The organism is Pseudidiomarina donghaiensis (assembly GCF_900116895.1).
GTDB lineage: Bacteria > Pseudomonadota > Gammaproteobacteria > Enterobacterales > Alteromonadaceae > Pseudidiomarina > Pseudidiomarina donghaiensis.
Genome location: NZ_FPCF01000004.1, coordinates 106481 through 130198 on the forward strand (window position 1 = coordinate 106481; position 23718 = coordinate 130198).

Consider the following 23718-nt stretch of genomic DNA (forward strand, 5'->3'; position numbering starts at 1 on the left):
AGTCCATGCAAATGACCAGTGCGGAAATTCGTGAAGCGTTTCTCGCGTTCTTCGCTGATAAAGGCCATCAACGTGTCCCATCAGCTTCGTTAATTCCAGGAAACGACCCAACGCTGCTATTTACGAACGCCGGTATGGTGCCGTTTAAAGATGTGTTTTTGGGCGACGAGCAACGCGATTATATCCGCGCAACGTCAGCGCAACGTTGTTTGCGTGCAGGCGGTAAGCATAACGATTTGGAAAACGTGGGTTACACGGCTCGCCACCATACATTTTTTGAAATGCTCGGTAACTTTAGCTTTGGTGACTATTTTAAGCGTGAAGCCATTCAATATGCGTGGGAGTTTTTAACCGACGTATTAAAGCTACCGAAAGAAAAGCTTTGGGTAACCGTGTTCACTGAAGACGACGAAGCATACAACATTTGGGCCAACGAAATGGGCGTGCCCACTGATCGTATTTCCCGCATTGGCGAGAAGGACAATTTCTGGGCAATGGGCGATACCGGACCCTGTGGCCCATGTTCGGAAATTTTCTTCGACCATGGCGAAGACGTTTGGGGTGGGCCTCCGGGGACACCTGAAGAAGACGGTGACCGTTACATTGAAATTTGGAACTTGGTCTTCATGCAATATAACCGTCAAGCAGACGGTACCTTGCAACCATTACCAAAGCCGTCGGTAGATACCGGCATGGGGTTAGAACGTATCGCGGCGGTTATGCAACACGTACATAGCAACTATGAAATTGATCTGTTCCAAGCCTTAATTCACGATGCAGCAAAAATTATCGGCACCGATGAGCTGAACAATAAATCATTGCGCGTTATTGCCGACCACATTCGTTCATGTAGCTTTCTCATTGCTGATGGTGTGCAGCCGTCTAACGAAGGTCGCGGATACGTGCTACGTCGTATTATTCGTCGAGCGGTGCGCCACGGCAGCATGCTCGGCGCGAAAGGCACATTTTTCTATAAGCTAGTTGCTAGCTTAGTGACGCAAATGGGTGCCGCTTACCCAGAGCTAAAAGCTAAGCAACAAGTTATCGAGCAAGCTTTGCAACGCGAAGAAGAACAGTTCGGTAAAACTCTAGAGCGCGGCTTAAACATTTTGAATGATGCGCTGGCCGAGCTTGAAGGTACAGTGCTGCCAGGTGAGTTGGTGTTTAAACTTTACGACACCTATGGCTTCCCAATGGACCTAACCGCCGATATGGCGCGTGAAAAAGGCCTTACTATTGACGAAGCAGGCTTCCAGCAAGCGATGGACGCTCAGCGTCAACGGGCGCAGCAGGCATCTAATTTCGGAGTCGACTACAACGAGCGCTTAAAGTCTGCGCAAAAATCTAAGTTTTTAGGTTATACCGACGTGTCTGCAACCAGTGAGGTTGTTGAGTTGTTCGTTGATGGTGAAAGTGTGCAAGAACTGCCGGCAGGCGCGAAAGGTATTGTGGTTCTTACTGAAACGCCGTTCTATGCAGAAAGCGGCGGCCAGATTGGTGATACCGGTACCTTGGTTGCCAATGGCAACGAATTTACCGTCAGCGACACTCAGTATATTGGTAAAGCTATTGCGCATCACGGTACTGCTGCGAACCCATTAAAAGTGGGCGATAAGGTTGCTGCACATGTTGATGCGCAGCGTCGTGAAGCCGTTAAGCGCAACCACTCAGCAACGCATTTATTGCATGCTGCACTGCGTAACCTACTGGGTGAGCATGTCACGCAAAAAGGCTCTTTGGTCACCGCTGAACGTTTGCGCTTTGACTTTTCTCATTTTGAAGCTGTGAGCGCAGAGCAACTTGATGCCATTGAACGTCAAGTTAACGAAGAAATTTATAAAAACCATGCGGTTGAAGCTGCTGTCATGCCGATTGAAAAAGCCAAAGAAGCGGGCGCGATGGCATTGTTTGGCGAGAAATATGACGACGACGTGCGCGTATTGCGTATGGGCGACTTTTCGATGGAATTATGTGGCGGAACGCACGTCAACCAAACTGGCGACATTGGTATGTTCCGGATTGTTTCAGAAGCAGGTATTGCTTCTGGCGTACGTCGTATTGAAGCCGTCACGGCAGCTGGTGCCGTTCAGTTTACCTTGCAACAGCAGCAGCAATTACGTAAAGCAGCAGGTATGCTGAAAACCGACACCGCGCATGTCGCCGAAAGATTGCAGCAGCAGATTGATCGTGGTCGTCAACTTGAACGTACTATTGATGAATTGAATCAGCAAATGGCAGCACAAGCCGGCTCAAGCCTTGTTGATAATGCGATAACCATTGCTGACACCAAGGTCGTTATTGCACAGGTGAGCAATATCGAAGCCAAAGCGTTACGCGGCATGGTTGATGACTTGAAGAACCAGTTGCAGTCAGGCATTGTGGTGTTGGGCTTAGCTGTCGATGATAAAGTAAGTTTGATTGTTGGCGTCACTAAAGACTTAACTGGGCGTGTAAAAGCAGGGGACGTGGTGAACGCAGCCGCTGCCGAAGTTGGTGGTAAGGGCGGCGGTCGTCCTGATCTAGCGCAAGCAGGCGGTAACGACGCCAGCAAACTGGGTAAAGCTCTGGAAGTGGCACAAGCCAAACTTGAAGCATTGCTCGGATGAAAGATACGCTAAAAAATTGCGGTAAACTGCATAAAGGTGCAGTTAAGAGAGCAACCTAAGCGGCTGTGTTAGCATGAATTCCTTGCTAGAATAACCGTTTACTTGCAAAACACGATGAATAGCTACGCAAAGAGTCGTGACTCTTATAACAATTGTGATATATTCTCTGTGTACTAAAAAAAACAGGCTGATGGTGCGGGGATGTTCTATACTGAACCGCATGGGAAACGGAAGTAGGGAAGGAGTAGGCTCATGTTGATCTTAACCCGCAGAGTGGGTGAGACCTTAATGATAGGTGATGAGGTCACAGTCACAGTATTGGGTGTAAAAGGAAACCAGGTGCGTATTGGGGTGAACGCACCGAAAAATGTTTCTGTACACCGTGAAGAAATTTATATGCGCATTCAAGCTGAGCATCAAGACAGCGAGAAGCCAGAGAACGACAATTAAGTTATCTCAAAAGCTGATCTTTTTAGATCGGCTTTTTTGTTTTTTTGGCGTCGCCGTAAATTTCAATTTCATAGAAAATAGCGGTTTATGCCGGATTTTTGCTCGAGATGTTTAAAATTCCCACAAACGAACCGTTATTTCTAAAAAATCGTTTGACATATTTTTCAAGGTCGCTAGAATTCAACGCCACAAGTAAGCGGTGAGGTGGCCGAGAGGCTGAAGGCGCTCCCCTGCTAAGGGAGTATAGGGTTTGTAGCTCTATCGAGGGTTCGAATCCCTCCCTCACCGCCATTTGTCAACAACGCACTCGTAGCTCAACTGGATAGAGTACTCGGCTACGAACCGAGCGGTTGGAGGTTCGAGTCCTCCCGAGTGCGCCATTTGTTGACAAGCCAAACCGAAATACGCACTCGTAGCTCAACTGGATAGAGTACTCGGCTACGAACCGAGCGGTTGGAGGTTCGAGTCCTCCCGAGTGCGCCATCTTCTTGAAAGTCAAATACGATATTAGCTAAAACCCAAAAGCTAAAACCCACTTCGTCTAGCCAATATCGCTCTAGCTCTTTTCTAATATCCAATATCTAATAGCCAATATCGCTCTTGATTTCTAATATCGCTCTCGCTTATACCGCCAAGAGTCCGTTTTTGAAGATGTTGTGTTATGCTGATAAGCAACTCAACTTAAATAGCAAACGGATGGACGTGGACCTGTTATGACTGGGCTAATATCTGAAGCATTTGCAATTATGGTTACCGGGATGGTGACAGTATTTGTCTTTCTTACGATTTTGATCGGAGCAATGAATGTGCTGCGTATCATTGCTGATAAGCCTGAAGCAGACAGCGAGCTAGGCTCAGGTGCGCCCGCATCGAGCCCGACTGCGCAGCAATTAGCGGCAATTACTGCTGCTGTGCACCAGCATCGTCGTTCCTCGAATCCGCAAAACAACAAGTAAGGAGCGCTTAAATGTCGAACCCATTAAAACTCACAGAACTGGTATTTCGTGACGCTCATCAGTCATTGCTCGCTACACGCTTTCGTCTTGATGACATGCTGCCGATGGCAGAGAAGCTCGATAATATGGGTTATTGGTCAATGGAGTCTTGGGGTGGAGCCACCTTTGATGCCTGTATTCGCTATTTAGGTGAAGACCCGTGGGAGCGTATTCGTGAGATAAAAGAGGCCATGCCGAAAACGCCTCAGCAAATGTTATTACGCGGTCAAAACTTGTTAGGTTATCGCCATTACGCCGACGACGTAGTGCGCCGCTTTGTTGAGCGTGCCCGCGAAAATGGTGTGGATGTATTTCGTATTTTTGATGCGATGAACGATGTGCGCAATTTAGAAACGGCGATCAAAGCAGCAAAAGACGTTGATGGTCATGCGCAAGGCACAATGTCCTATACCGTAAGCCCTGTTCATACGTTAGAAAAGTGGCTTGATATGGCGAAGCAACTCGAGCAAATGGGCTGCGATTCGTTATGTATTAAAGATATGGCTGGTTTGTTGCGCCCTGAGCCTGCGTTTGAGTTAATTTCAGCGTTAAAGAAAACCGTTGATATTCCAATCGCAATGCAATGTCATGCCACAACGGGGTTAAGCACCGCAACCTACCAGAAAGCGATTGATGCCGGCATTGATATGCTAGATACAGCTATTTCGTCAATGAGTATGACCTACGGGCACTCAGCCACCGAAACCATTGTGGCGATGACTGAAGGCACTTCACGTGATACTGGTCTGCAGTTAGGTAAATTAGAAGAAGTGGCAAGCTACTTCCGTGAAGTACGCAAAAAATACTCGCAATTTGAAGGTTCATTAAAAGGGATCGATGCGCGTATTTTATTGGCACAAGTGCCTGGTGGCATGCTGACCAACATGGAAAACCAGCTACGCGAACAAGGCGCAACTGATAAATTTGAGGCGGTACTCGAGGAAATTCCACGGGTAAGAGAAGATCTCGGCTTTATTCCGCTGGTGACGCCAACTTCTCAAATTGTTGGCACACAAGCCGTATTAAACGTGCTTAGTGGAGAGCGTTATAAATCAATATCTAAAGAAACGCGAGGGGTTTTGCGAGGCGAATATGGCGCTACCGCAGCGCCTGTTAACAAAGAGCTTCAACAACAAGTACTAGCCGGTGATGAGCCGATTACGGTGCGCCCAGCTGATTTGATTGAGGATGAGCTAGAAAAACTGACTCACGAGTTGCAAGCCAAAGCTAAAGAAGATGGCATAAAGCTGGCAGAAGCGGAAATTGACGATGTGCTGACTTACGCGTTATTCCCGCAAATTGGTCTGAAGTTCTTGAAAAACCGTGGTAACCCAGATGCATTTGAGCCAGCACCGTCTGCAGAAGGGGCTGTCAGCGCCGATCAAGCTTCTGCAAGTACGTCTGCAAGCACCGCACAAAGCAATGGCGAGGCGGCTGTTTACGACGTTAAGGTTGATGGCAAAGTATTTACTGTTGAAGTAGCGCCTTCTGGGCAAATTGTTTCGGCAGCGCCGGCCACAACATCAGCATCAACGCCGACAAATACTGAAGGCCGTGATGTGAAAGCACCACTTGCAGGCAACGTGTTCAAAGTGCAAGTAAAGCAGGGTCAACAAGTCAAAGCGGGCGATGTATTGATCGTTCTTGAAGCGATGAAAATGGAAACCGACATTAAGGCCGAGCATGATGGTACCGTCGCGCATATCCACACGAAGGAAGGCGACAGTGTTGCGGTTGGTGATCTTCTGTTGACGTTGGAGTAATGGCATGGAGCGCTTATTAACCTTATGGGATAGCACTGCTATTGCCGCCTTTACTTGGGGTGAAGGCGTCATGATGCTGGTTGGTGCATTGTTGCTGTACCTTGCTATTCACAAGAAGTTTGAACCACTGTTGTTATTGCCTATTGGTTTTGGCGCCATTTTGGCGAATATTCCGCAGGCAGGGTTTAATGATCCCGGCGGGTTGCTGTACTACGTCTATTACGTGGGTATTGAAACCGGTGTGTTTCCGCTGCTGATTTTTATGGGGGTTGGCGCGATGACAGACTTCGGTCCGTTGCTTGCTAATCCGCGTACGCTATTGCTCGGTGCCGCCGCTCAATTTGGTATTTTTGCAACATTGCTCGGCGCCATTGCTTTAAATGGCTTACCGGGTTTTGATTTTACCTTAGCGGATGCCTCGGCTATCGCCATTATAGGCGGTGCGGATGGCCCAACGGCCATATTTTTGGCGTCACGGTTAAGTCCTGATTTGCTGGGGGCCATTGCGGTTGCTGCGTATTCATACATGGCGTTAGTACCGATTATTCAACCGCCAATTATGAAGCTGCTTACCACTGAAGCTGAGCGCAAAATTCAAATGGAACAGTTGCGCCCAGTGGCACGTAAAGAAAAAATACTCTTTCCGTTGGCTGTGCTGTTGCTAACGCTATTGTTCTTACCAACGGCGACCCCGCTAGTGGGTATGTTCTGTTTGGGCAACTTGATGCGTGAAGCGGGCGTTGTCGACCGACTGAGTAAAACAGCTCAAAACGAACTGATTAATATTGTCACGATATTTCTTGGCCTGGCTGTGGGCTCGAAGCTTTCCGCATCGGAGTTTTTGTCGCTACAAACCTTAGGTATTTTGGCATTAGGTGCCGTCGCTTTCGGGGTGGGTACAGCTTCGGGAGTGTTGATGGCGAAAGTACTTGCCAAGTTCAGCAAGCAGCCGATTAACCCTCTTATTGGTGCTGCGGGGGTATCTGCAGTACCGATGGCTGCGCGTGTTGTCAACAAAGTAGGGCTGGAAGCGAACCCACAAAACTTCTTGCTAATGCATGCCATGGGGCCAAATGTGGCCGGTGTACTTGGCAGCGCTGTCGCAGCGGGTATTTTGCTGGCCTTGGTCGGTTAAGCCTTGGTTGGCTAACCAGTCGTTGGCCAGCTTTGCCGGGTTGAAGTAATTGACAAATTAAGTGAACGCTGGGCACTGAGTTGTGAGTGCTCAGTGTCTTTGCGTTTAACGGCCAGTAAGCCAAAGTAATAGTGTATAAACGACAGCGATAAACCCACTAAAAATAGCAATGTAAATAAAGCCTTTTAAGCCCTGTTTTAGGCTCCAGCCGTTGACTCGCAAGTAAACCAGCCAAATGACACTTAACAATAGTGGAATGAGAAATAGAAATCGTGTCATGAGCGTTTTCCTGTTATTTGCTGACGTTTATGCCATAAAACCAAGTCAGTCACAGCTTGATGAGCTTGTTCCAGTAATGGGTCAAGTTGAGTAATATGATCAGCCACTTCACCCACTTCACCATGAGCCATACTTTTTTCAAGTTTTGCCGCGACGCTTGATAGTTTTACGAAGCCCAAGTTGGCGGCGGCTCCTTTAAGGGAGTGAAAAAAGCGTTTTGCCTGTTCGTGTTGGCCTTTTGAAAGAAACTCAACCACTTTTTGGGGCGCTTGTTGGTACTCACTATATAGCCGGTCGACAAGACTTTGATAAAGTCCCATGTTGTGTCCTAAGCGTTCAAGCGCAGAATTAAACTCAATACCTTGGCGACTTGGATAAACGATATTTGGTGTTACTTTCTCGACCACTTCTTGTGCCGTCGGCGCCTCGTATTCACCTCGCAAACACCATTTCTCGAGTGCTTGATGCAAAACTTTCTCGTCAATAGGCTTGCTAATGTGATCTTGCATACCAGCAGCAAGAGAGCGTTCAATGTCTTCGCTGCTACTATTTGCTGTCATCGCAATGATAGGCAATTGTTGATATGAGAAATAACTACGAATTTTTTCTGCTGCAGTAAGGCCATCCATAACTGGCATTTGAATGTCCATAAGCACAAGCGCATATTGTCGGTTTTGAACCATTGATATAGCTTCTTCACCATGGCGAGCTATGTCTACCTGCAGCCCTGCATGTTCTAGCATTTCGCGAGCTATTAATTGGTTTATGTCATTGTCCTCAACGAGCAATACGGGAGCGCTACAAATTTCGTGTAAACGATTGTCGATCGTCGCTTGACGTGGTTCGTTACTTATCGACAAAGCAGAACATAAAACGCGTAACAGTCCAGAGCTGGTATAGGGTTTCACAATATATTCAGCGACACCTAAGCGTTTACTTTGTTCAATCATGTCTTGGGCATGATAATTGGTGGCCAAAATGAGCTTTGGTGTTGCCTCATGACATTCACTAAGGACTTCCTCACAAAACTCAAGTCCGCTCATGCCCGGTAACTGCCAGTCAACGATAACGGCATCGTAGTTGTGCTGCTGAAGTAACTGCAGTGCCTCCTCGGCGCTGCGGCAGGTACTTACTTGCACATCGTAGCTACGTAGCAGTTCGGTAAGCATTTCACGTGTTGTGAGGTTGTCTTCTATAGCCAGTACGTTTTTGTTCTGCAGGCGCTGAATTAAGGTATCGCGATTGGATAGATCTTGAGTTTGTTGAATGGGAAGCTGTACTTCAAGAAAGAATGTTGAGCCCTGTCCAACGCTACTGGTAACGCCTAAGCCGTGTTGGTTTATCAGTTTGACAATGCGCTGACTAATTGCCAACCCAAGACCGGTTCCACCAAACCGTCGTGTGGTTGAGCTGTCAGCCTGGGTAAATGCATCAAATAGCCGAGCTCGCTGCGCTTCGTCCATGCCAATCCCCGTATCGGTGACAGACAAACGCAGATAAACCTCGTCAGAATTCATGTCGAGCAAAGTAACAGCAACAACAATTTCGCCATTGTCAGTAAATTTAATGGCATTACTCACTAAGTTAACCAAAACTTGATTCAAGCGGAGCGGGTCGCCAACTAGGCGAGTCGGAATATTGGTTGGTAAATTGATAATAAATTCGAGGTTCTTATCATAAGCCTGGTAGGCAAACATGTCTGCAAGGTTACTTAACACTTCCTCTAAATCAAAAGGAATCGCTTCAATAGTTAATTTGCCAGCCTCGATTTTGGCAAAGTCGAGCATGTCATTAACAATACCTAATAAAATGCGAGAGGAGCTTTCAATAGAGCGCAAGTAACCGCGCTGTTGCTCGTCTAAGTTGGTTTTTAAGCTAAGCTGTGTCATTCCCAGAATTGCATTGATCGGGGTGCGAATTTCATGGCTCATATTTGCCAAAAACTCACTTTTAGCTTGGTTTGCTGCTGCAGCGTCTTGCAACTCACGCTCTCGTTCGGCTAAGCGGGTTGCATTAATAGAAAGGTCGTCACGTTGCTGGGTTGAGAAAAAACGTTGGCACAACCTTTTAAGAAAAGACTGAGACAATTGTGTTTGTTGCCGCTGTTTAGCCATATCAGACGCTAACCCTTTGGATAATCTATATGGCTTCTATCATGCCACGGTGAGGGTTCGCTGCCAATGCCAAACCATGATCAACTGCAATGGACGACAGCGCAATAAAACAGTACTATTTCGCTATCACTTATGGCTTGACGATATAAGGCAGGGAAAAAATTTGCAGTCATTATTTGCCGATGCGTTAGCACAACTTTCGCGCCCCGAAAACACCCACACGCTTCGCGATATTCACCGTGGTGTGGAACGTGAAACTTTACGAATTACTAAACAAGGAAGGCTAGCGCCGACTGGGCATCCAAAGCAACTCGGCTCGGCGTTTAAACACCCATTAATTACCACCGATTACTCAGAAGCCCTGATGGAGTTTATCACGCCTGTTGCCAATGATATTTCGATAACAATGCAGCAGCTCGAAGACATTCATGCGCATGCGTACCGTCATTTGGGCGATGAATTGTTATGGCCTCTTAGCATGCCGTGTTTTGTCGGAGATGAGAGCGATATTGTTATCGCGCAATACGGTAGCTCTCACAGTGGGCGTATGAAAACTCTATATCGTCAGGGCTTAACCCATCGATATGGCGGTGCGATGCAAATTATTGCTGGGGTGCATTACAACTTTTCGCTTCCCGAAAGCGTGTGGAAGGTGCTTGCCGAGCAGCAGGGCGAGCCACTAACTCAGTCATTTATTTCACAGCGATACTTTCACCTTATTCGTAACTACAAACGCGTTAGTTGGGTTATACCTTATTTATTTGGCGCCTCGCCGGCAATTTGTAAGTCATTTTTGCAGCACACGGAAGATAACATCGAATTCTCTGAAATGGGTAAGGGGACCGTTTATCGACCTTACGGTACGTCGTTGCGGATGAGCGACTTAGGGTATACCAATAAAGAGCAAGCTGACCTGAAAATTACCTATAACACGCTCGATGAGTATGTCGCTGGGCTGCGCCGTGCAATTTCGACTCCGTCGTCAAGGTTTAGCAAAATTGGTGTTAAAGTTGACGGTGAATATCGTCAACTGAACAGCAATATTCTACAAATAGAAAATGAGTTTTATTCGCCGATTCGGCCAAAACGAGTGACGCGAGCCGGCGAAACACCGACGCAAGCACTTGAACGAGGTGGTGTTGAATACATTGAAGTGCGCGCTTTAGATGTAAACCCGTTTAGCCCTGTAGGTATTACCGCGGAACAAATGCGCATGTTAGACGTATTGCTTGTTTACTGTGCATTAAAACCAAGCCCTGAGTTGAGCTGGGATGAACAAGTTCTTACAGATAAAAATTTTAATCGGGTTGTTATGGACGGTCGTAATCCACGCTTGACCCTTTTAGATCAAGGTTATGAGCGACCAATTTCAGACTGGCTTGAAGAGATGTTTGCCGACTTTCATGAAGTGGCCACCTTATTAGATAAAGCGCATCAGGCAACAGATTTTTCCCTGGCGGTTACCGCGCAGTACCGTTCAGTTCTAAATCCGGAGCTGACATTGTCAGGGCAGTTTATGGCGCTATTGCGTGACAATAAATGGGATAACAGTGAGTTAGGTATGAAACTTGCGCAACAATACAAAGCGCAGTTAACGCCAGCGCCATTGCATTACTTCACTGAGCATGAATTTGAGAAGTTACGGGATGCATCACTAAGTGCGCAACACGAACTTGAGAGACAAGATGCAAGTACAAGTTTTGATGTGTTTTTACAGGAGTACTTCCGGCGTGCTGAGTGCAAAACACCAACCTGTGAGTAGCCGGAGTGTGAAGTAATGAAGTTTAAAGTATTACTTTTAACCGCCGTTGTGACGTTAGCTGGATGTGCTTCGGCACCACCGAAAGAACCCGAAAATCTGTGTCGGATTTTTTATGAAAAACGCGATTGGTATGATGCGGCCGCAGATATGCGAGACAAGTGGGGCGTGCCTATTCAAGTTCCAATGGCAATGATGTATCAAGAGAGCTCGTTCAAACACGATGCGGTGCCGCCTCGAGATTATATTCTTTGGATTATCCCTTGGGGTCGGGTAAGCAGTGCGTATGGTTATTCGCAGGCAAAAACAGGAACTTGGGATGATTACGTCCGTGAAACGGGTAATTCGTGGTCGTCACGTTCAGATTTTGCGGATGCCATAGACTTTATGGGGTGGTTTATTAGTAAGACCCACCAAATCAATGGGGTATCCAAGTGGGATGCTTACGGGCAATACTTAAATTATCACGAGGGGTGGGGGGGCTACCGTCGGCAAACCTATCGTAATAAACAATGGTTGGTAAACACTTCGCAGCGTGTTAAAGATCGCGCTAGTCGCTATGGTGCACAACTACGCAGTTGTGAAGAAGATTTGCAGCGCGGATGGTTATGGCGTTTATTTTTCGGCTAAACGTCAACGTATTCACGAAAGTATTTATGACAGTGGGTATGTGCCTGAAGCTTCAAGAGAACAGGCACATTTCGTCAGTCACTATTGGTTAGGCAAAAAGCGGACCAACTTAACCAAGTTATCGCTGCTTTCTACAATTTCTAGAGCGTAACCGTTTATACGTAAGCACAAAGGCGCCTGTGGAATATCACCGAGCTGCTCAATAATAAGGCCGCTGACCGTTTTTGGACCGTCCGTCGGTAATTCCCAGTTCATTTCTTTGTTTAACTCACGAATATTGGCAATGCCTTCAATCAAGACTGAACCATCCGGTTGAATTTTGGATGTTTCACTCGGTGCTGGCGCTATATTCGTGGTAAAGTCCCCAACAATTTCTTCCAATATATCTTCCAAGGTGACTAGCCCTTGAATATCACCGTATTCATCGACGACTAAGCCAATACGTTCTTTATTGCGCTGAAATTTTAGTAACTGCACATTAAGCGGCGTTCCTTCGGGAATGTAATAAATATCACGCGCCGCGCGAATTATTTCGGACTTGTCGATATCTGAGTTATTCTTGGTCATTATTTGCATGATGTCACGGGCATGCAAAAATCCAATTGCGTCATCTATTTCATTGCGATAGAGCAAAATGCGCGTGTACTGAGCTTGGCCTAGTTGCTTGATAATAGATTTTACGTCGTCTTGTACATCAATTCCGGAAATATCAGCGCGGGGAATCATCACATCTTCCACCGTCACTTTCTCTAAATCCAAAATACTCAAGAGCATTTCTTGGTGACTTGAAGGGATCATTGAGTTGGCTTCATTGACCACGGTACGAAGCTCTTCTGAACTCAATGCATCGCCACCGTTTGCCGCACTAGGGTTTATCCCGAGTAGCCGCATAAAGCCATTCGTTATAAAATTCACCGCGGCAACAAATGGATACATAATTGTCAGCAACGGCTTCAAGATAATTGAACTTGGAAATGCCACCCGTTCAGGATGTAATGCAGCGATGGTTTTCGGCGTAACTTCGGAGAAAATTAAAACGGCTAGGGTTAAGCCAAATGTGGCAACAACAATACCTGCATCGCCAAACAGACGCAGACAAATTATCGTAGCAATTGAAGATGCCGCAATATTGACTAGATTATTACCAATGAGAATAAGCCCGATAAGTCGATCGGGGCGATCTAACAAGTATTGCACCCGGCTGGCACCGGCATTTCCTTGCTGCGCGAGGTGGCGTAAGCGATAACGGTTAACCGACATCATGCCGGTTTCCGAACCCGAGAAGTATGCGGAAAGCAATAGCAACACCCCTAGAATGATAAAGAGGGTTGCGGTGGATATCTCGTCCAAAAAATAATCCTATAACTTAAAACTGAACGCTTAATTTAGCCAGATGACATCACAAGTCAAGTGATTCAGAGCGAATAAGCCCACAACTACACCGAAAGTAGAATATCTTTCACAAAACGGCTGCCAAAATAGGCAAGTGAAAGCAGCGTGCTTGCAACCACACTCGTAATGACCAGCGCCTTACCACGCGAGTGTTTAACCGCGTGCAAAAACAGTACGACAACGTACATACTAAATGCGACTAGGCTCAATATTGTCTTATGAGCTTGTCCTTGGGCAAACATGTCATCTAAGAATATGAAACCACTTAATATCGACACAAATAGCAACAAAGTTCCGGTGCTTAATAACCGGAAAAAATAGCGCTCAACTGTCATTAACGGTGGTAGGTAATTAATCACTAAATGACTACGATGGTGCTTGAGTAGATAATTTAAATACAGCAACTGAATCGCATAAAGAGTTGCGAGCATCAGCACCGCATAAGCTATCAACGATAGTACAATATGAACGACTAGGCCTTGGCTTTCTGCTAGCTGTGCGCCCCAATTGGCTGGGCTAATAACCATTAAGATGACGCTAACAGCAGCAAACACGTAAATGATAGGGGTTAATAACAGGCCGCCCACGTGCCGAGCTCGAACAAAAGCAAGTAATGACAGAAACAATGAGACTGTGCTTAAGCTGGTTGTAATATTGAGATGGTCAAAATCATCATAGTTTAGATATTGCCACAGTAATCCCGCATGGCTAGCAATTGCTAGTAGCGGCGCAGCTACAGTAAGCCAAGTTGACACCGTTGAACGACGCAGCTGACGCCATAAAAGGACGGCGCTTAAGCCGTATAAAAAAACCGTTATTGGAAGCAAAATGGCCATGTTCATTATCGTTTTATAATGCCGATGAAAAAGAATAACCTCAGTATATGCATTGTGCTGGCGAAACCCAATAGGATCAGGAAACTTTGCTTGAATTAGGATATACTCGGCGCCATATCGTTTTCAATTTTATAGACAGTCACCTAAGAAAGTGAGCGAATTCGCATGTTTGAGAATTTAAGCGAACGGTTGTCGCAATCGTTAAAGAATATTACCGGCCGTGGCCGTTTAACTGAAGATAATATTAAAGACACCCTGCGTGAAGTTCGCATGGCGTTGTTAGAAGCCGATGTTGCTTTGCCTGTGGTGCGTGAGTTTGTAAGCCGCGTGAAAGAGCAGGCCCTTGGTGCTGAGGTGAACAAAAGCTTAACGCCGGGCCAAGTGTTCTTAAAAATTGTGCAAAAAGAACTTGAGCATGCCATGGGCGAAGGCAATGCGCCTATCAACTTGGCAGCACAACCACCGGCTGTGATTTTAATGGCAGGTCTGCAAGGTGCTGGTAAAACCACCAGCGTTGGTAAGCTTGGGCGTTATTTGCGTGAAAAGCTGAAGAAAAAAGTTTTGGTTGTTAGTGCCGACGTTTATCGTCCAGCTGCTATTAAACAGCTTGAAACCCTGGCCAATGAAGTGGAGGTTGAGTTTTTCCCATCGTCTACTGAGCAAAAACCAGTAGCTATTGCGCAAGCTGCAATTGACCACGCTCGCAAAAAATTTATTGATGTGGTGTTGGTGGATACCGCCGGTCGTACCGCTATCGATGATGCCATGATGGATGAAATTAAAGCCTTACATCAGGCTATCAATCCAATTGAAACCTTGTTTGTGGTTGACGCCATGACCGGCCAAGACGCCGCGAATACAGCTAAAGCTTTTAGTGAAGCGCTGCCATTGACCGGTGTCATTTTGACGAAAACTGATGGTGATGCCCGTGGTGGTGCCGCTCTTTCCATTCGTCATATTACCGGCAAGCCGATTAAATTTCTGGGCGTTGGTGAGAAAAATACAGCCCTTGAGCCGTTCCACCCGGATCGCGTGGCCTCACGTATTTTGGGCATGGGCGACGTATTATCACTAATTGATGAGCTTGAAACCAAGGTTGATAAAGCCAAAGCCGAGAAAGTTGCCCAAAAGGTTATGAAAGAAGGCAAGTTTTCACTGGAAGACTTCCGCGACCAACTTGCTCAAATGCGAGATATGGGCGGCATGATGGGGCTGATGGATAAATTACCTGGTATGGGCAAAATGACAGCCCAAGTGAAAGGCCAGCTTGATGACAAAGTGACCGTTCGTATGGAAGCCATTATTAATTCAATGACGCCCAAAGAACGTCAGCACCCTGACTTAATCAAAGGCTCACGCAAGCGTCGCATTGCTTTAGGTTCTGGTACGCAAGTACAGGATGTGAACAAATTGCTGAAGCAATTTATGCAGATGCAAAAAATGATGAAGAAAATGAAAGGCGGCGGTATGGCGAAGATGATGCGCGGCCTTGGCGGAATGGGCGGGAAAATGCCCCCAGGAATGTTCCCGAAACGCTAGTAAAAACTTGCATTCGGACCAAATTTCGGGTAAATTCCACGACCTCTTCGACCCCGGTCGGAGACTTTTTTATTTACTTAACATTAGAAACTGTATCGAGGAACGTAATGGTAACCATTCGTTTACAACGTGGTGGCGCTAAAAAACGCCCATTCTACCAAATGGTAGTTACTGACAGTCGCAATGCCCGCGACGGTCGTTTTATTGAAAATGTAGGCTTCTTCAACCCGGTTGCTCGCGGCCAGGAAGAAAAACTGCGCGTAGACTTAGATCGTGTTGATCACTGGGTATCTAACGGTGCTTCATTGTCTGAGCGTGTAGCGAAGTTAGTTAAAGACGCGCGCAGCGCGGCTTAATTAAAGTTTTATTCCGAATTGGGTGACTATGAACAATCCTGCTGAAACCGTCGTTGTTGGTCAACTTGGCGCAGTATATGGCGTAAAAGGCTGGATTAAAGTTCAAAGTTTCACTGACGATCCGGAAGCCATTTTTGAATACCGTCCTTGGCAACTTGTATTACAAGGCAAGGCGCAAGCAGTTCAAGTCGAAGAATGGCGTCGACACAATAAAGGACTGATTGCAAAGCTAGTTGGCGTAGAAGATCGTGACCAAGCACACCGTTTGACGGGCGCTGAAATTGTGATTGCAGCCGAGCTGCTACCTGAATTGCCAGAGGATGAATTTTACTGGCGCGATTTGATTGGTATGGCCGTGGTAAATACCGATGGTTATAACATGGGAGTCGTAGACCAGTTAATGGCCACAGCATCGAACGATGTCATGGTGGTGAAAGCGAATAGCAATGATGCATTTGGTCGTTCTGAACGTTTGATTCCGTTTATTCAGAGTCAATACGTGCAAGAAGTCGACAAAGAAAACAAGCGCATTATTGTGGATTGGCCGTCGGACTTTTAATGAGTGCGAACTTACAGGTTGGGGTGATCAGCCTTTTTCCTGAAATGTTTCAAGCCATTACCGACATCGGTGTGACCGGCAGGGCAGTGCGCGATGGGTTATTGGATATCCAATTAATCAATCCGCGTGACTTCACCCATGACCGCCATCGTACCGTTGATGACCGCCCCTATGGCGGTGGGCCGGGAATGTTGATGATGGTGCAACCGCTCACAGACGCGATTGCTGCCGCCAAGCAACAACTCGGGGCCAATACCAAGGTGATTTATATGTCACCTCAAGGTCGCAAGCTTGACCATGCGGGCGCACAAGAATTAGCGCAACATGGCAAGCTCATTTTAATTGCCGGTCGCTATGAAGGCATCGATGAACGCGTAATAACGCGCCACGTTGATGAAGAATGGTCGATTGGGGATTACGTGTTAAGTGGTGGTGAGTTACCGGCTATGGTGATGATCGACACGGTTGCGCGCTTGATACCCGGGGTTCTTGGGCATCAAGGCTCAGCCAGTGAAGATTCGTTTGCTGAAGGCCTGTTAGATTGCCCACACTATACACGACCAGAAATCTTAGATGGTGAGGCGGTTCCTGCTGTACTACTCAGCGGTAACCACGAAAATATACGTAAGTGGCGTTTGCAACAGTCTTTAGGTAGAACCTGGTTGCGCCGCCCTGAATTGTTAAAACACCTAGCTCTGACTGACGAGCAGAGGCAGTTACTGGATGACTTCATTCAGCAACATCAAGACGCTTCTGATACAGGTTCGGGCAGTTAATCTAGGCAAGTGAGGCTATCATGGCAAAAGTAAATCAAAATTTGATCAAAGCGATCGAAGACGAGCAGTTGAAAACCGACCTTCCGGCGTACGCGCCAGGTGATACAGTGGTCGTTAATGTTAAGGTTGTTGAAGGTAACCGTGAGCGTGTTCAGGCATTTGAAGGCGTGGTTATCGCTAAACGTAATCGTGGCTTACACAGCGCAGTAACCGTTCGTAAAATCTCAAACGGTGAAGGCGTTGAGCGTACTTTCCAAGTACACAGCCCAATTATTGACAGCATCGTTGTGAAGCGTAAAGGTGCGGTACGTCGTGCTAAGCTTTACTACCTACGTGAGCGTTCAGGTAAATCTGCACGTATTCGCGAGAAGTTGTCTTAATATAAGCATTTGCTTAGACGAAAAAACCCGCCGCCGGCGGGTTTTTTTATGGTACAAATGCAACACAGATGAGTGTTGATTAGTTGCTGTGGAGCTGTTGTCATGTCAAACCCTGAACTTGAGCTAGAAAGTTTACGCCAACGTATTGATGAAACCGACAGCGAGTTGGTGCGTTTACTATTGCAACGGCGCGAATTAGCCGCGCATGTTGGGGTTGTGAAACAGCAGCTAGGCCAACCATTATATGTACCCGATCGCGAAGAAAAAATGCTGAAGGCACGCCGCCAACAAGCGGCAGATATGGGCTTGTCGGCAGACTTAATTGAGGATGTATTACGCCGGGTTATTCGCGAGTCATATCAACAGCAACAAGCAGCTGATGTGCACTTACAAGGCAAAAATGTTGTGGTGGTTGGCGGTGCCGGCGCCTTAGGTAAGCTTTTTGTACGCTTGTTTGAGTCAGCCGGAGCGGTGGTAAATGTGTTAGATAAGGGCGATTGGACATTAGCGGCTGCCTACTGTGCTGATGCCGATTTGGTGCTTGTGGCTGTTCCTGTTGCCTTAACCGAAAATGTCATTGAGCAGCTACCAACGCTGCCGCGAAGTTGTGTCTTAGCTGATGTCACTAGTATTAAGCGTCGGCCGTTGGCGGCAATGCTAGCGAAACACAGTGGGCCTGTGGTTGGTTTGCACCCAATGTTTGGGCCGCAGCAGGCGACACTCGCTAAACAACTGATGGTGGTTTGCCATGGCCGCGAGGAAGACAGTTATCAATGGCTATTGCAAAGTATTGAGCGTTGGGGGGCCCAACTACACCATATCGACGCTCATCAACACGATGAGGCAATGGCTTTTGTACAAGTGCTGCGCCATTTATCGACCTTTGTGTATGGCGCGCATTTGGCCGAAGAAAATGCGGACGTGCAGCAACTATTGAATCTTAGCTCGCCGATTTATCGGTTAGAGCTGATGATGGTTGGGCGGTTGTTTGCGCAAAACGCCAACCTATATGCCGATATTATTTTATCAGAACCGCGAAACTTCCAGATGCTGCGACGCTATGTGCGTTTATTTGAGCAAGTTATTGATCAGCTCGAACATGGCAAAAAGCAAGAATTTGTCGAATCTTTCGCCGAAGTTAGGCGTTATTTCGGCGAATTTTCAGATAAATTCTTAGTTGAAAGTCAACGCTTACTCGACACTGCTGGCGATGCGCAATAATTCAGCCAACTCAATTGGTTGTACTGGCTTGTGTAAGCGTTTATTAATACCCGCAGCTTCGCAGCGCTGAGCAAAGTCGTCACCTTGATGGCCGGTAACCATAGCAACTAACGGAATCTGATCACCAAGTTGATCAGCAAGCTGACAATACACATCGATTCCGTCAATATCAGGCAACTCATGGTCGAGCAAAATCAAACGAGGTTTTTCTGCCATTGCAATATCGATAGCTTCTTGACCCGATTGCGCTGTTAGTATTTCGACTGAATACTGACCGACCATAGCTTTTAATACTTCAAGTGAAATAAAATCGTCATCAACAATCAATACTTTATTGGCTGAGTTACTCATCTTACTATCCTATACTTCACCTCAGGTAAGTTATGAATACTATTGAACATAAGGAAGCATCAAAATGCAACGAGTAAAAATTTGGGATGGCTTTGTGCGTTTAGGTCATTGGCTAATGGTATTACTAGTTGTGCTGATGTGGTTTACCGCAGAAGAAGGCTATATGGAGTGGCACTTACGCTTGGCTGCGGTACTAGGCGCTGTGGTTATAACTCGCATACTGTGGGGCTTTTTCGGCAGTGAGTCGGCGCGTTTTTCATATTTTTTAAAGGGGCCTAAAGCGGTTATTCACCACATTAGTGAGTTCAAACAAAGTACATATCAACCATCTAATACTCATAACGCCGCAGGGGGCTGGGCAGTGGTGCTGCTGTTATTGTTATTATTACTGCAGTTTGCTTCAGGTTTATTCGCTACCGATGACATTTTTTATTCGGGGCCTCTGGCAAGCTCGGTGAGCTCTGAGTTCAGCGAGGTTGCTAGTGACATTCATGAAATAGCTTTCAATATGTTGCTGGCGTTAGTTATTGTGCACATCGTTGCAATCGTGCTTTACCGTATCAAAGGCATTAACCTTATTGCTGCCATGTTGCATGGGTATCGTGAAGGTGTTGTTGCACCGCGGTTGGTCTCGGGTTTGCTTGGAATAATTGCGGCAGCATTGATTGCTGCCGCACTTTTCTATTGGATTAACTAACCTTGGTGTCAGTTAGTCTTTGTATTGGTCGTGGCAGCCTTTGCAATTGCGTGCCGCGGCCATAAATGCTTTGCGAATATCACCTTGGTCACCGGCAGCAGCAGCTTCTTGCAATGCTTTAGCGTCGTTTTGAAATTGCTCTGCACGCTCGACAAAGTCATCCCAGTTATCCCAGATAGCAGGGAGTGCATCGGTGTTGTTGCCCGGCTGTGCGCCTGGTTGACTAAAGCCTATCCATGGAATTGCGCTAAGTGCGGCAAAATCAGTGGCGCGCTCGGCAAAAATAACACCGTCAAATTCAATGTCTCCTTTGACCATGTCACCCATCACTGCAAAGTTGTTTTGCATAATAGACAAAGCTTTTTGACGATATTCTACAGCCTTATCAGCGTTGTTAAACGCGTGCTGCGAGGTTGCCGAAAATGACATGGCTAAAAGTGTTGCGCCTACAAGTCCCATTCCTAATTGTGCTGTAAATTTCATAGGTTGCCTCTTTTGTGTTGTTTAACGACTGCAATACGCTTTTCATCCCTAAACGGATTGCGCCGAACTGTCGTTCCCCAGTACTGTAAGCATCATAACCAAAAAATCCACGAAAGGGGAACCAGATGAACGGGAAGAAACACCTAAGTAAGCTGACATTGGCTGTTTGTGCCGCGTTGCCGCTAGTTGCCGCCGCCTCACAAACGACGCCAGTGCGAGGCTTACATGATAATTCTTCGAGCTACGTTGCGTTACAAAATGCGACAATTTATACCGAACCTGGGAAAAAGCTCGAGAATGCGACGCTTGTTATCCGTAACGGTAAAATTGTGAGTGTCGCGAAGAATAACCGAGCCCCTGAAGGCGCTCGAGTGATTGATGCTAGTGGGCATACAATTTATCCCGGCTTTATTGATGCTTATAGCAATTATGGTGTTCCCGCGGCTGAAAAACCTGAGCGTGCCCCATACCGCAGTGCCACTCCTCAGTACAATAACAAACGTGAGGGCGGTAATGCTTCGAATGACGCTATTCACTCACAGGTAGACTGGGTAGATAAATTCGCCACCGACGCAAAGGGCGCAAAAGATTATATTGAGCAAGGTTTTACTGCAGTACAAAGTGCTCGCATTGACGGTATCTTTCAAGGCCAAGCAGTGACAGTATCGTTGGCCGACACGATTGCGAATAACGCGGTATACAATCCGCGAGCGCGGCATTTTGGTTCGTTCGACAAAGGTTCATCGCTGCAGCAATATCCCTCATCATTAATGGGATCTATAGCGCTTATTCGTCAAACCTTGGCCGATGCGAATTGGTATGAGCAAGCGTATGGAAAAGATGCATATAACGGTCCTGTTGAATACAACAACGCATTAGCTGAGCTAGCAAACATAGAACAAGAAGGTATCGTCTTCAAAGTTAGCGACGATAAGTCTTTGTTGCGCGCCCATGATGTGTTTAAAGGCTTTAAGGTTCCCGTTACTTACGTCGGCTCGGGCTATGAATATGCCCGTATAGACGCCATAAAAAATACCCAAGCTTCGGTTATTTTACCGCTGGACTTTCCTGCCGCACCTGACGTGAAAGGTATTGATGAACACTTGGATGTTAGTTTGGCAGACTTGCGCCATTGGGAACGCGCTCCTGGCAATGCTGCGGCCCTTGCGCAGGCGGACATAGACTTTTCCTTTACCTTGCATCAATTAAAAAAAGCAGGTGATTTTTGGCCGAATTTGCGCCGAGCTGTGCAGCACGGTTTAAGTGCCGATAAAGCATTAGCTGCGTTAACAACGGTACCGGCAAAAATAGCCGGTGTGAGCGATAAGGCAGGTAAGTTGGCGCCAGGCTATATGGCTGACTTTGTGATTGCTGAAGGTGACTTGTTCATTAACGGAGATATCAAATCAGTATGGCTGCAAGGCACCCCAGTTGAATTGGCTCCACTGCAGCAAGCTGACTTTGGCGGTTCGTTAACGTTGACTATTGCCAACCAAGAAGCACAATTGAAAATTACCGATGGTCAGCGCGTGTCAGGTTCATTGTCTGTTGGTGAACAAGACAGCAAGTTACGCGACGCAAAGCGTGATGAGTCCATGTTAGAGTTTGTCGTCGACGCTAAATTTGCGGAATTATCAGGCGCTTGGCGCATGCGTTTAGAACAAACGGCTGAAGATAAATTCACTGGTATTGCAATTGCTCCAGATGGTCGGCAGTTACCGCTGCAAGCCCAACGCACTGAGGCTGCAGAAGCGTCGAACAAGGACGATACACAAGCAACAGTCGATTATTTAAGTCGTTTAACTTTCCCGAACGTCGCTTACGGACTAGATGGATTACCTGAACGGCAAGACATCCACATAAAAAATGCCACGGTTTGGACCGCCGATGAAGCAGGCGTGTTGGAAAATACCGATGTGCTGATTCGTGATGGCGAGTTTTACCGAATTGGCAAAGACTTGAGTACGCCACGCGGTTACATCGTCATTGATGGTACCGGCAAACACATTACGCCAGGTATTATCGATGAACATTCACATATTGCTATTGATGGCGGTGTGAACGAAGGTTCAGAAGCAATCACTGCAGAAGTACGTATTGGTGATGTGGTCAACTCGGATGATATCCACATTTATCGTTCGTTAGCTGGTGGCACAACCATGGCGCAATTGCTGCATGGTTCGGCTAACCCAATGGGCGGTCAAGCCCAAGTAATCAAGTTGCGTTGGGGTGCAGATGCAAATACCTTGAAGTTTGATGCGGCACCGCCGAGCATCAAATTTGCGCTCGGTGAAAACGTCAAACAAAGTAACTGGGGAACGCAATATACAGTTCGCTACCCGCAAACTCGTATGGGCGTAGAAGCGGTCATGCGTGATGGTTTTATCGCGGCACGTGAGTACCAACAACGCGTTGATGCATACAACAAGTTAAGTCGTAGTGAAAAGGCCAAGACAGCACCGCCGCGTACTGACTATCGTTTGGATACTTTACTCGAAATTCTGAACAGCGAGCGGTTTGTTCACGCGCACTCGTATGTTCAGTCGGAAATCTTGATGCTCATTCGTTTAGCGGAAGAATTTGATTTCACCTTAGCAACCTTTACGCACATTCTTGAAGGTTACAAAGTAGCCTCAGAAATGGCGAAGCACGGCGCCGGTGGGTCTACCTTTGCCGACTGGTGGGCGTATAAATTTGAGGTTTATGACTCGATTCCGCAAAACGCCTGCTTGATGGCAAATAAAGGTGTACTGACAAGTATCAATTCGGATAGTAACGACTTGCAACGTCGTTTGAACACCGAAGCGGCTAAATCGGTAACCTATTGTGGTATGTCGGAACATGAAGCGTTGCAGATGGTTACCTTGAATCCAGCGAAGCAACTGAAAATCGATAACTATGTGGGCAGCATTAAAGCCGGCAAACATGCCGACTTTGTGGTGTGGAGTGGGCACCCATTGAGTGCGTATTCTCACCCAGAGCAAACCTGGATTAATGCACGTAAATACTTTGACCGTGAGCGTGATCAAAAACTACGAGCAGCGTTAGAAGCTGAGAAGCAAAACTTAGTGCAAAAAGTGTTAGCTAGCCCAGAAAGTGCGCGCAATGGTAATGGCAACGGTTACAAAAAACCGCAGCCAACATGGCATTGCGAAGACAATCTTGACGTGTGGAGTGACCAATTCACTCTGCACGGCGAACACTTGCATTCACACTAAGGAGAGCAACCATGAAAAAATTAATAACGACTATAGTTGCTGCCAGTTTCAGTGTGGCAGCCGCAGCTCACGATATGGTACCGGGCGAGCCTCAGTCACAGCCAATATTGCTGCAGGGCGGCACCTTGCACACCGTAACTCAAGGGGTGCAAGCGAACACCGATATTTTGTTCGAGAAT

Annotated in this window: 21 protein-coding genes and 3 tRNA genes; 18 read left to right on the top strand and 6 right to left on the bottom strand. The window is 46.8% G+C overall.

Annotated elements, in window-relative coordinates:
- Positions 1-5 precede the first annotated feature (5 nt).
- From alaS to BM334_RS08650, 8 genes are all read left to right on the top strand, one after another.
- Positions 6-2606: an alanine--tRNA ligase gene (alaS, locus tag BM334_RS08615; RefSeq protein WP_092840818.1), complete on the top strand. Its 2601-nt coding sequence runs from the start codon at positions 6-8 to the stop codon at positions 2604-2606.
- A gap of 252 nt (positions 2607-2858) precedes the next feature.
- Positions 2859-3056 carry a carbon storage regulator CsrA gene (gene csrA / locus BM334_RS08620; RefSeq protein WP_055438621.1) on the top strand — a complete coding sequence of 66 codons (198 nt, stop codon included), beginning with the start codon at positions 2859-2861 and terminating at the stop codon, positions 3054-3056.
- A gap of 198 nt (positions 3057-3254) precedes the next feature.
- A tRNA-Ser gene (locus BM334_RS08625) sits at positions 3255-3347 on the top strand.
- A 12-nt stretch (positions 3348-3359) separates the two neighbouring features.
- Positions 3360-3436 (top strand) — tRNA-Arg (locus BM334_RS08630).
- 26 nt (positions 3437-3462) lie between these two features.
- Positions 3463-3539, top strand: a tRNA-Arg gene (locus tag BM334_RS08635).
- Between the two features lie 230 nt (positions 3540-3769).
- Positions 3770-4012: an OadG family protein gene (locus BM334_RS08640; RefSeq protein ID WP_092840820.1), complete on the top strand. Its 243-nt coding sequence runs from the start codon at positions 3770-3772 to the stop codon at positions 4010-4012.
- Positions 4013-4023: 11 nt separating this feature from the next.
- Positions 4024-5814 carry a sodium-extruding oxaloacetate decarboxylase subunit alpha gene (gene oadA, locus BM334_RS08645; RefSeq protein WP_092840822.1) on the top strand — a complete coding sequence of 597 codons (1791 nt, stop codon included), beginning with the start codon at positions 4024-4026 and terminating at the stop codon, positions 5812-5814.
- A gap of 4 nt (positions 5815-5818) precedes the next feature.
- Positions 5819-6949: a sodium ion-translocating decarboxylase subunit beta gene (locus BM334_RS08650; protein WP_092840824.1), complete on the top strand. Its 1131-nt coding sequence runs from the start codon at positions 5819-5821 to the stop codon at positions 6947-6949.
- Between the two features lie 105 nt (positions 6950-7054).
- Here the strand turns inward: BM334_RS08650 and BM334_RS12695 are convergent, their stop codons facing one another.
- Both BM334_RS12695 and BM334_RS08655 read right to left on the bottom strand, forming a co-directional pair.
- Positions 7055-7228 carry a hypothetical protein gene (locus BM334_RS12695; RefSeq protein ID WP_177215063.1) on the bottom strand — a complete coding sequence of 58 codons (174 nt, stop codon included), beginning with the start codon at positions 7226-7228 and terminating at the stop codon, positions 7055-7057.
- Complete coding sequence (locus BM334_RS08655; protein ID WP_092840826.1) at positions 7225-9342, bottom strand: response regulator; 2118 nt, start codon at positions 9340-9342, stop codon at positions 7225-7227. Before BM334_RS08655 ends, BM334_RS12695 begins: the two co-directional genes overlap by 4 nt.
- Positions 9343-9505: 163 nt before the next feature.
- Here BM334_RS08655 and gshA point away from each other — a divergent pair, with 163 nt between their 5' ends.
- Both gshA and BM334_RS08665 read left to right on the top strand, forming a co-directional pair.
- Positions 9506-11104: a glutamate--cysteine ligase gene (gene gshA, locus BM334_RS08660; RefSeq protein ID WP_241970970.1), complete on the top strand. Its 1599-nt coding sequence runs from the start codon at positions 9506-9508 to the stop codon at positions 11102-11104.
- Between the two features lie 15 nt (positions 11105-11119).
- Positions 11120-11731, top strand: coding sequence for a transglycosylase SLT domain-containing protein (locus tag BM334_RS08665; protein WP_092840830.1), 612 nt, complete (start codon positions 11120-11122; stop codon positions 11729-11731).
- Positions 11732-11812: 81 nt separating this feature from the next.
- Here BM334_RS08665 and BM334_RS08670 read toward each other — a convergent pair whose 3' ends face one another.
- Entirely contained in the window at positions 11813-13081 is a 1269-nt protein-coding gene (locus tag BM334_RS08670; protein WP_092840832.1) for an HlyC/CorC family transporter, read from the bottom strand.
- A gap of 86 nt (positions 13082-13167) precedes the next feature.
- Complete coding sequence (locus tag BM334_RS08675; protein WP_241970971.1) at positions 13168-13959, bottom strand: cytochrome C assembly family protein; 792 nt, start codon at positions 13957-13959, stop codon at positions 13168-13170.
- Positions 13960-14124: 165 nt separating this feature from the next.
- On the opposite strand from BM334_RS08675, the gene ffh reads away from it, so the two are divergent.
- The 6 genes from ffh (at position 14125) to tyrA (ending at position 18790) form a co-directional block, all read left to right on the top strand.
- The gene (gene ffh / locus BM334_RS08680) at positions 14125-15498 is read left to right on the top strand and encodes a signal recognition particle protein (RefSeq protein ID WP_092840836.1); all 1374 of its coding nucleotides are present in this window, start codon (positions 14125-14127) and stop codon (positions 15496-15498) included.
- 107 nt (positions 15499-15605) lie between these two features.
- Positions 15606-15854, top strand: a complete 249-nt coding sequence (rpsP, locus tag BM334_RS08685) for a 30S ribosomal protein S16 (RefSeq protein ID WP_055438631.1) — start codon at positions 15606-15608, stop codon at positions 15852-15854.
- Positions 15855-15882: 28 nt separating this feature from the next.
- On the top strand, positions 15883-16413 hold the full coding sequence (rimM, locus tag BM334_RS08690; RefSeq protein ID WP_092840838.1) for a ribosome maturation factor RimM: 531 nt from the start codon (positions 15883-15885) through the stop codon (positions 16411-16413).
- Positions 16413-17189 carry a tRNA (guanosine(37)-N1)-methyltransferase TrmD gene (gene trmD, locus BM334_RS08695; RefSeq protein WP_092840840.1) on the top strand — a complete coding sequence of 259 codons (777 nt, stop codon included), beginning with the start codon at positions 16413-16415 and terminating at the stop codon, positions 17187-17189. The genes rimM and trmD overlap by 1 nt, the downstream gene beginning before the upstream one ends.
- 20 nt (positions 17190-17209) lie before the next feature.
- Positions 17210-17569 carry a 50S ribosomal protein L19 gene (rplS, locus tag BM334_RS08700; RefSeq protein WP_055438634.1) on the top strand — a complete coding sequence of 120 codons (360 nt, stop codon included), beginning with the start codon at positions 17210-17212 and terminating at the stop codon, positions 17567-17569.
- Positions 17570-17671: 102 nt separating this feature from the next.
- A complete protein-coding gene (gene tyrA / locus BM334_RS08705) occupies positions 17672-18790 on the top strand; it encodes a bifunctional chorismate mutase/prephenate dehydrogenase (protein ID WP_092840842.1) in 1119 nt (372 codons plus the stop codon).
- Here the strand turns inward: tyrA and BM334_RS08710 are convergent.
- The gene (locus BM334_RS08710; protein WP_092840844.1) at positions 18761-19141 is read right to left on the bottom strand and encodes a response regulator; all 381 of its coding nucleotides are present in this window, start codon (positions 19139-19141) and stop codon (positions 18761-18763) included. The genes tyrA and BM334_RS08710 overlap by 30 nt on opposite strands.
- Positions 19142-19205: 64 nt before the next feature.
- Between BM334_RS08710 and BM334_RS08715 the strand changes: the two genes are divergently transcribed.
- Complete coding sequence (locus BM334_RS08715) at positions 19206-19838, top strand: cytochrome b/b6 domain-containing protein (RefSeq protein ID WP_092840846.1); 633 nt, start codon at positions 19206-19208, stop codon at positions 19836-19838.
- Positions 19839-19850: 12 nt separating this feature from the next.
- Here the strand turns inward: BM334_RS08715 and BM334_RS08720 are convergent, their stop codons facing one another.
- A complete protein-coding gene (locus tag BM334_RS08720) occupies positions 19851-20321 on the bottom strand; it encodes a c-type cytochrome (protein WP_241970972.1) in 471 nt (156 codons plus the stop codon).
- 125 nt (positions 20322-20446) lie between these two features.
- Between BM334_RS08720 and BM334_RS08725 the strand changes: the two genes are divergently transcribed.
- Complete coding sequence (locus BM334_RS08725) at positions 20447-23539, top strand: amidohydrolase family protein (RefSeq protein ID WP_092840848.1); 3093 nt, start codon at positions 20447-20449, stop codon at positions 23537-23539.
- Positions 23540-23718: the final 179 nt, after the last annotated feature.

Bases quoted from the DNA above. Each gene is read 5' to 3' on its own strand.
- alaS (WP_092840818.1), top strand. From the start codon at position 6: ATGCAAATGACCAGTGCGGAAATTCGTGAAGCGTTTCTCGCGTTCTTC.
- csrA (WP_055438621.1), top strand. From the start codon at position 2,859: ATGTTGATCTTAACCCGCAGAGTGGGTGAGACCTTAATGATAGGTGAT.
- BM334_RS08640 (WP_092840820.1), top strand. From the start codon at position 3,770: ATGACTGGGCTAATATCTGAAGCATTTGCAATTATGGTTACCGGGATG.
- oadA (WP_092840822.1), top strand. From the start codon at position 4,024: ATGTCGAACCCATTAAAACTCACAGAACTGGTATTTCGTGACGCTCAT.
- BM334_RS08650 (WP_092840824.1), top strand. From the start codon at position 5,819: ATGGAGCGCTTATTAACCTTATGGGATAGCACTGCTATTGCCGCCTTT.
- BM334_RS12695 (WP_177215063.1), bottom strand. From the start codon at position 7,228: ATGACACGATTTCTATTTCTCATTCCACTATTGTTAAGTGTCATTTGG.
- BM334_RS08655 (WP_092840826.1), bottom strand. From the start codon at position 9,342: ATGGCTAAACAGCGGCAACAAACACAATTGTCTCAGTCTTTTCTTAAA.
- BM334_RS08665 (WP_092840830.1), top strand. From the start codon at position 11,120: ATGAAGTTTAAAGTATTACTTTTAACCGCCGTTGTGACGTTAGCTGGA.
- BM334_RS08675 (WP_241970971.1), bottom strand. From the start codon at position 13,959: ATGGCCATTTTGCTTCCAATAACGGTTTTTTTATACGGCTTAAGCGCC.
- ffh (WP_092840836.1), top strand. From the start codon at position 14,125: ATGTTTGAGAATTTAAGCGAACGGTTGTCGCAATCGTTAAAGAATATT.
- rpsP (WP_055438631.1), top strand. From the start codon at position 15,606: ATGGTAACCATTCGTTTACAACGTGGTGGCGCTAAAAAACGCCCATTC.
- rimM (WP_092840838.1), top strand. From the start codon at position 15,883: ATGAACAATCCTGCTGAAACCGTCGTTGTTGGTCAACTTGGCGCAGTA.
- trmD (WP_092840840.1), top strand. From the start codon at position 16,413: ATGAGTGCGAACTTACAGGTTGGGGTGATCAGCCTTTTTCCTGAAATG.
- rplS (WP_055438634.1), top strand. From the start codon at position 17,210: ATGGCAAAAGTAAATCAAAATTTGATCAAAGCGATCGAAGACGAGCAG.
- tyrA (WP_092840842.1), top strand. From the start codon at position 17,672: ATGTCAAACCCTGAACTTGAGCTAGAAAGTTTACGCCAACGTATTGAT.
- BM334_RS08710 (WP_092840844.1), bottom strand. From the start codon at position 19,141: ATGAGTAACTCAGCCAATAAAGTATTGATTGTTGATGACGATTTTATT.
- BM334_RS08715 (WP_092840846.1), top strand. From the start codon at position 19,206: ATGCAACGAGTAAAAATTTGGGATGGCTTTGTGCGTTTAGGTCATTGG.
- BM334_RS08720 (WP_241970972.1), bottom strand. From the start codon at position 20,321: ATGAAATTTACAGCACAATTAGGAATGGGACTTGTAGGCGCAACACTT.
- BM334_RS08725 (WP_092840848.1), top strand. From the start codon at position 20,447: ATGAACGGGAAGAAACACCTAAGTAAGCTGACATTGGCTGTTTGTGCC.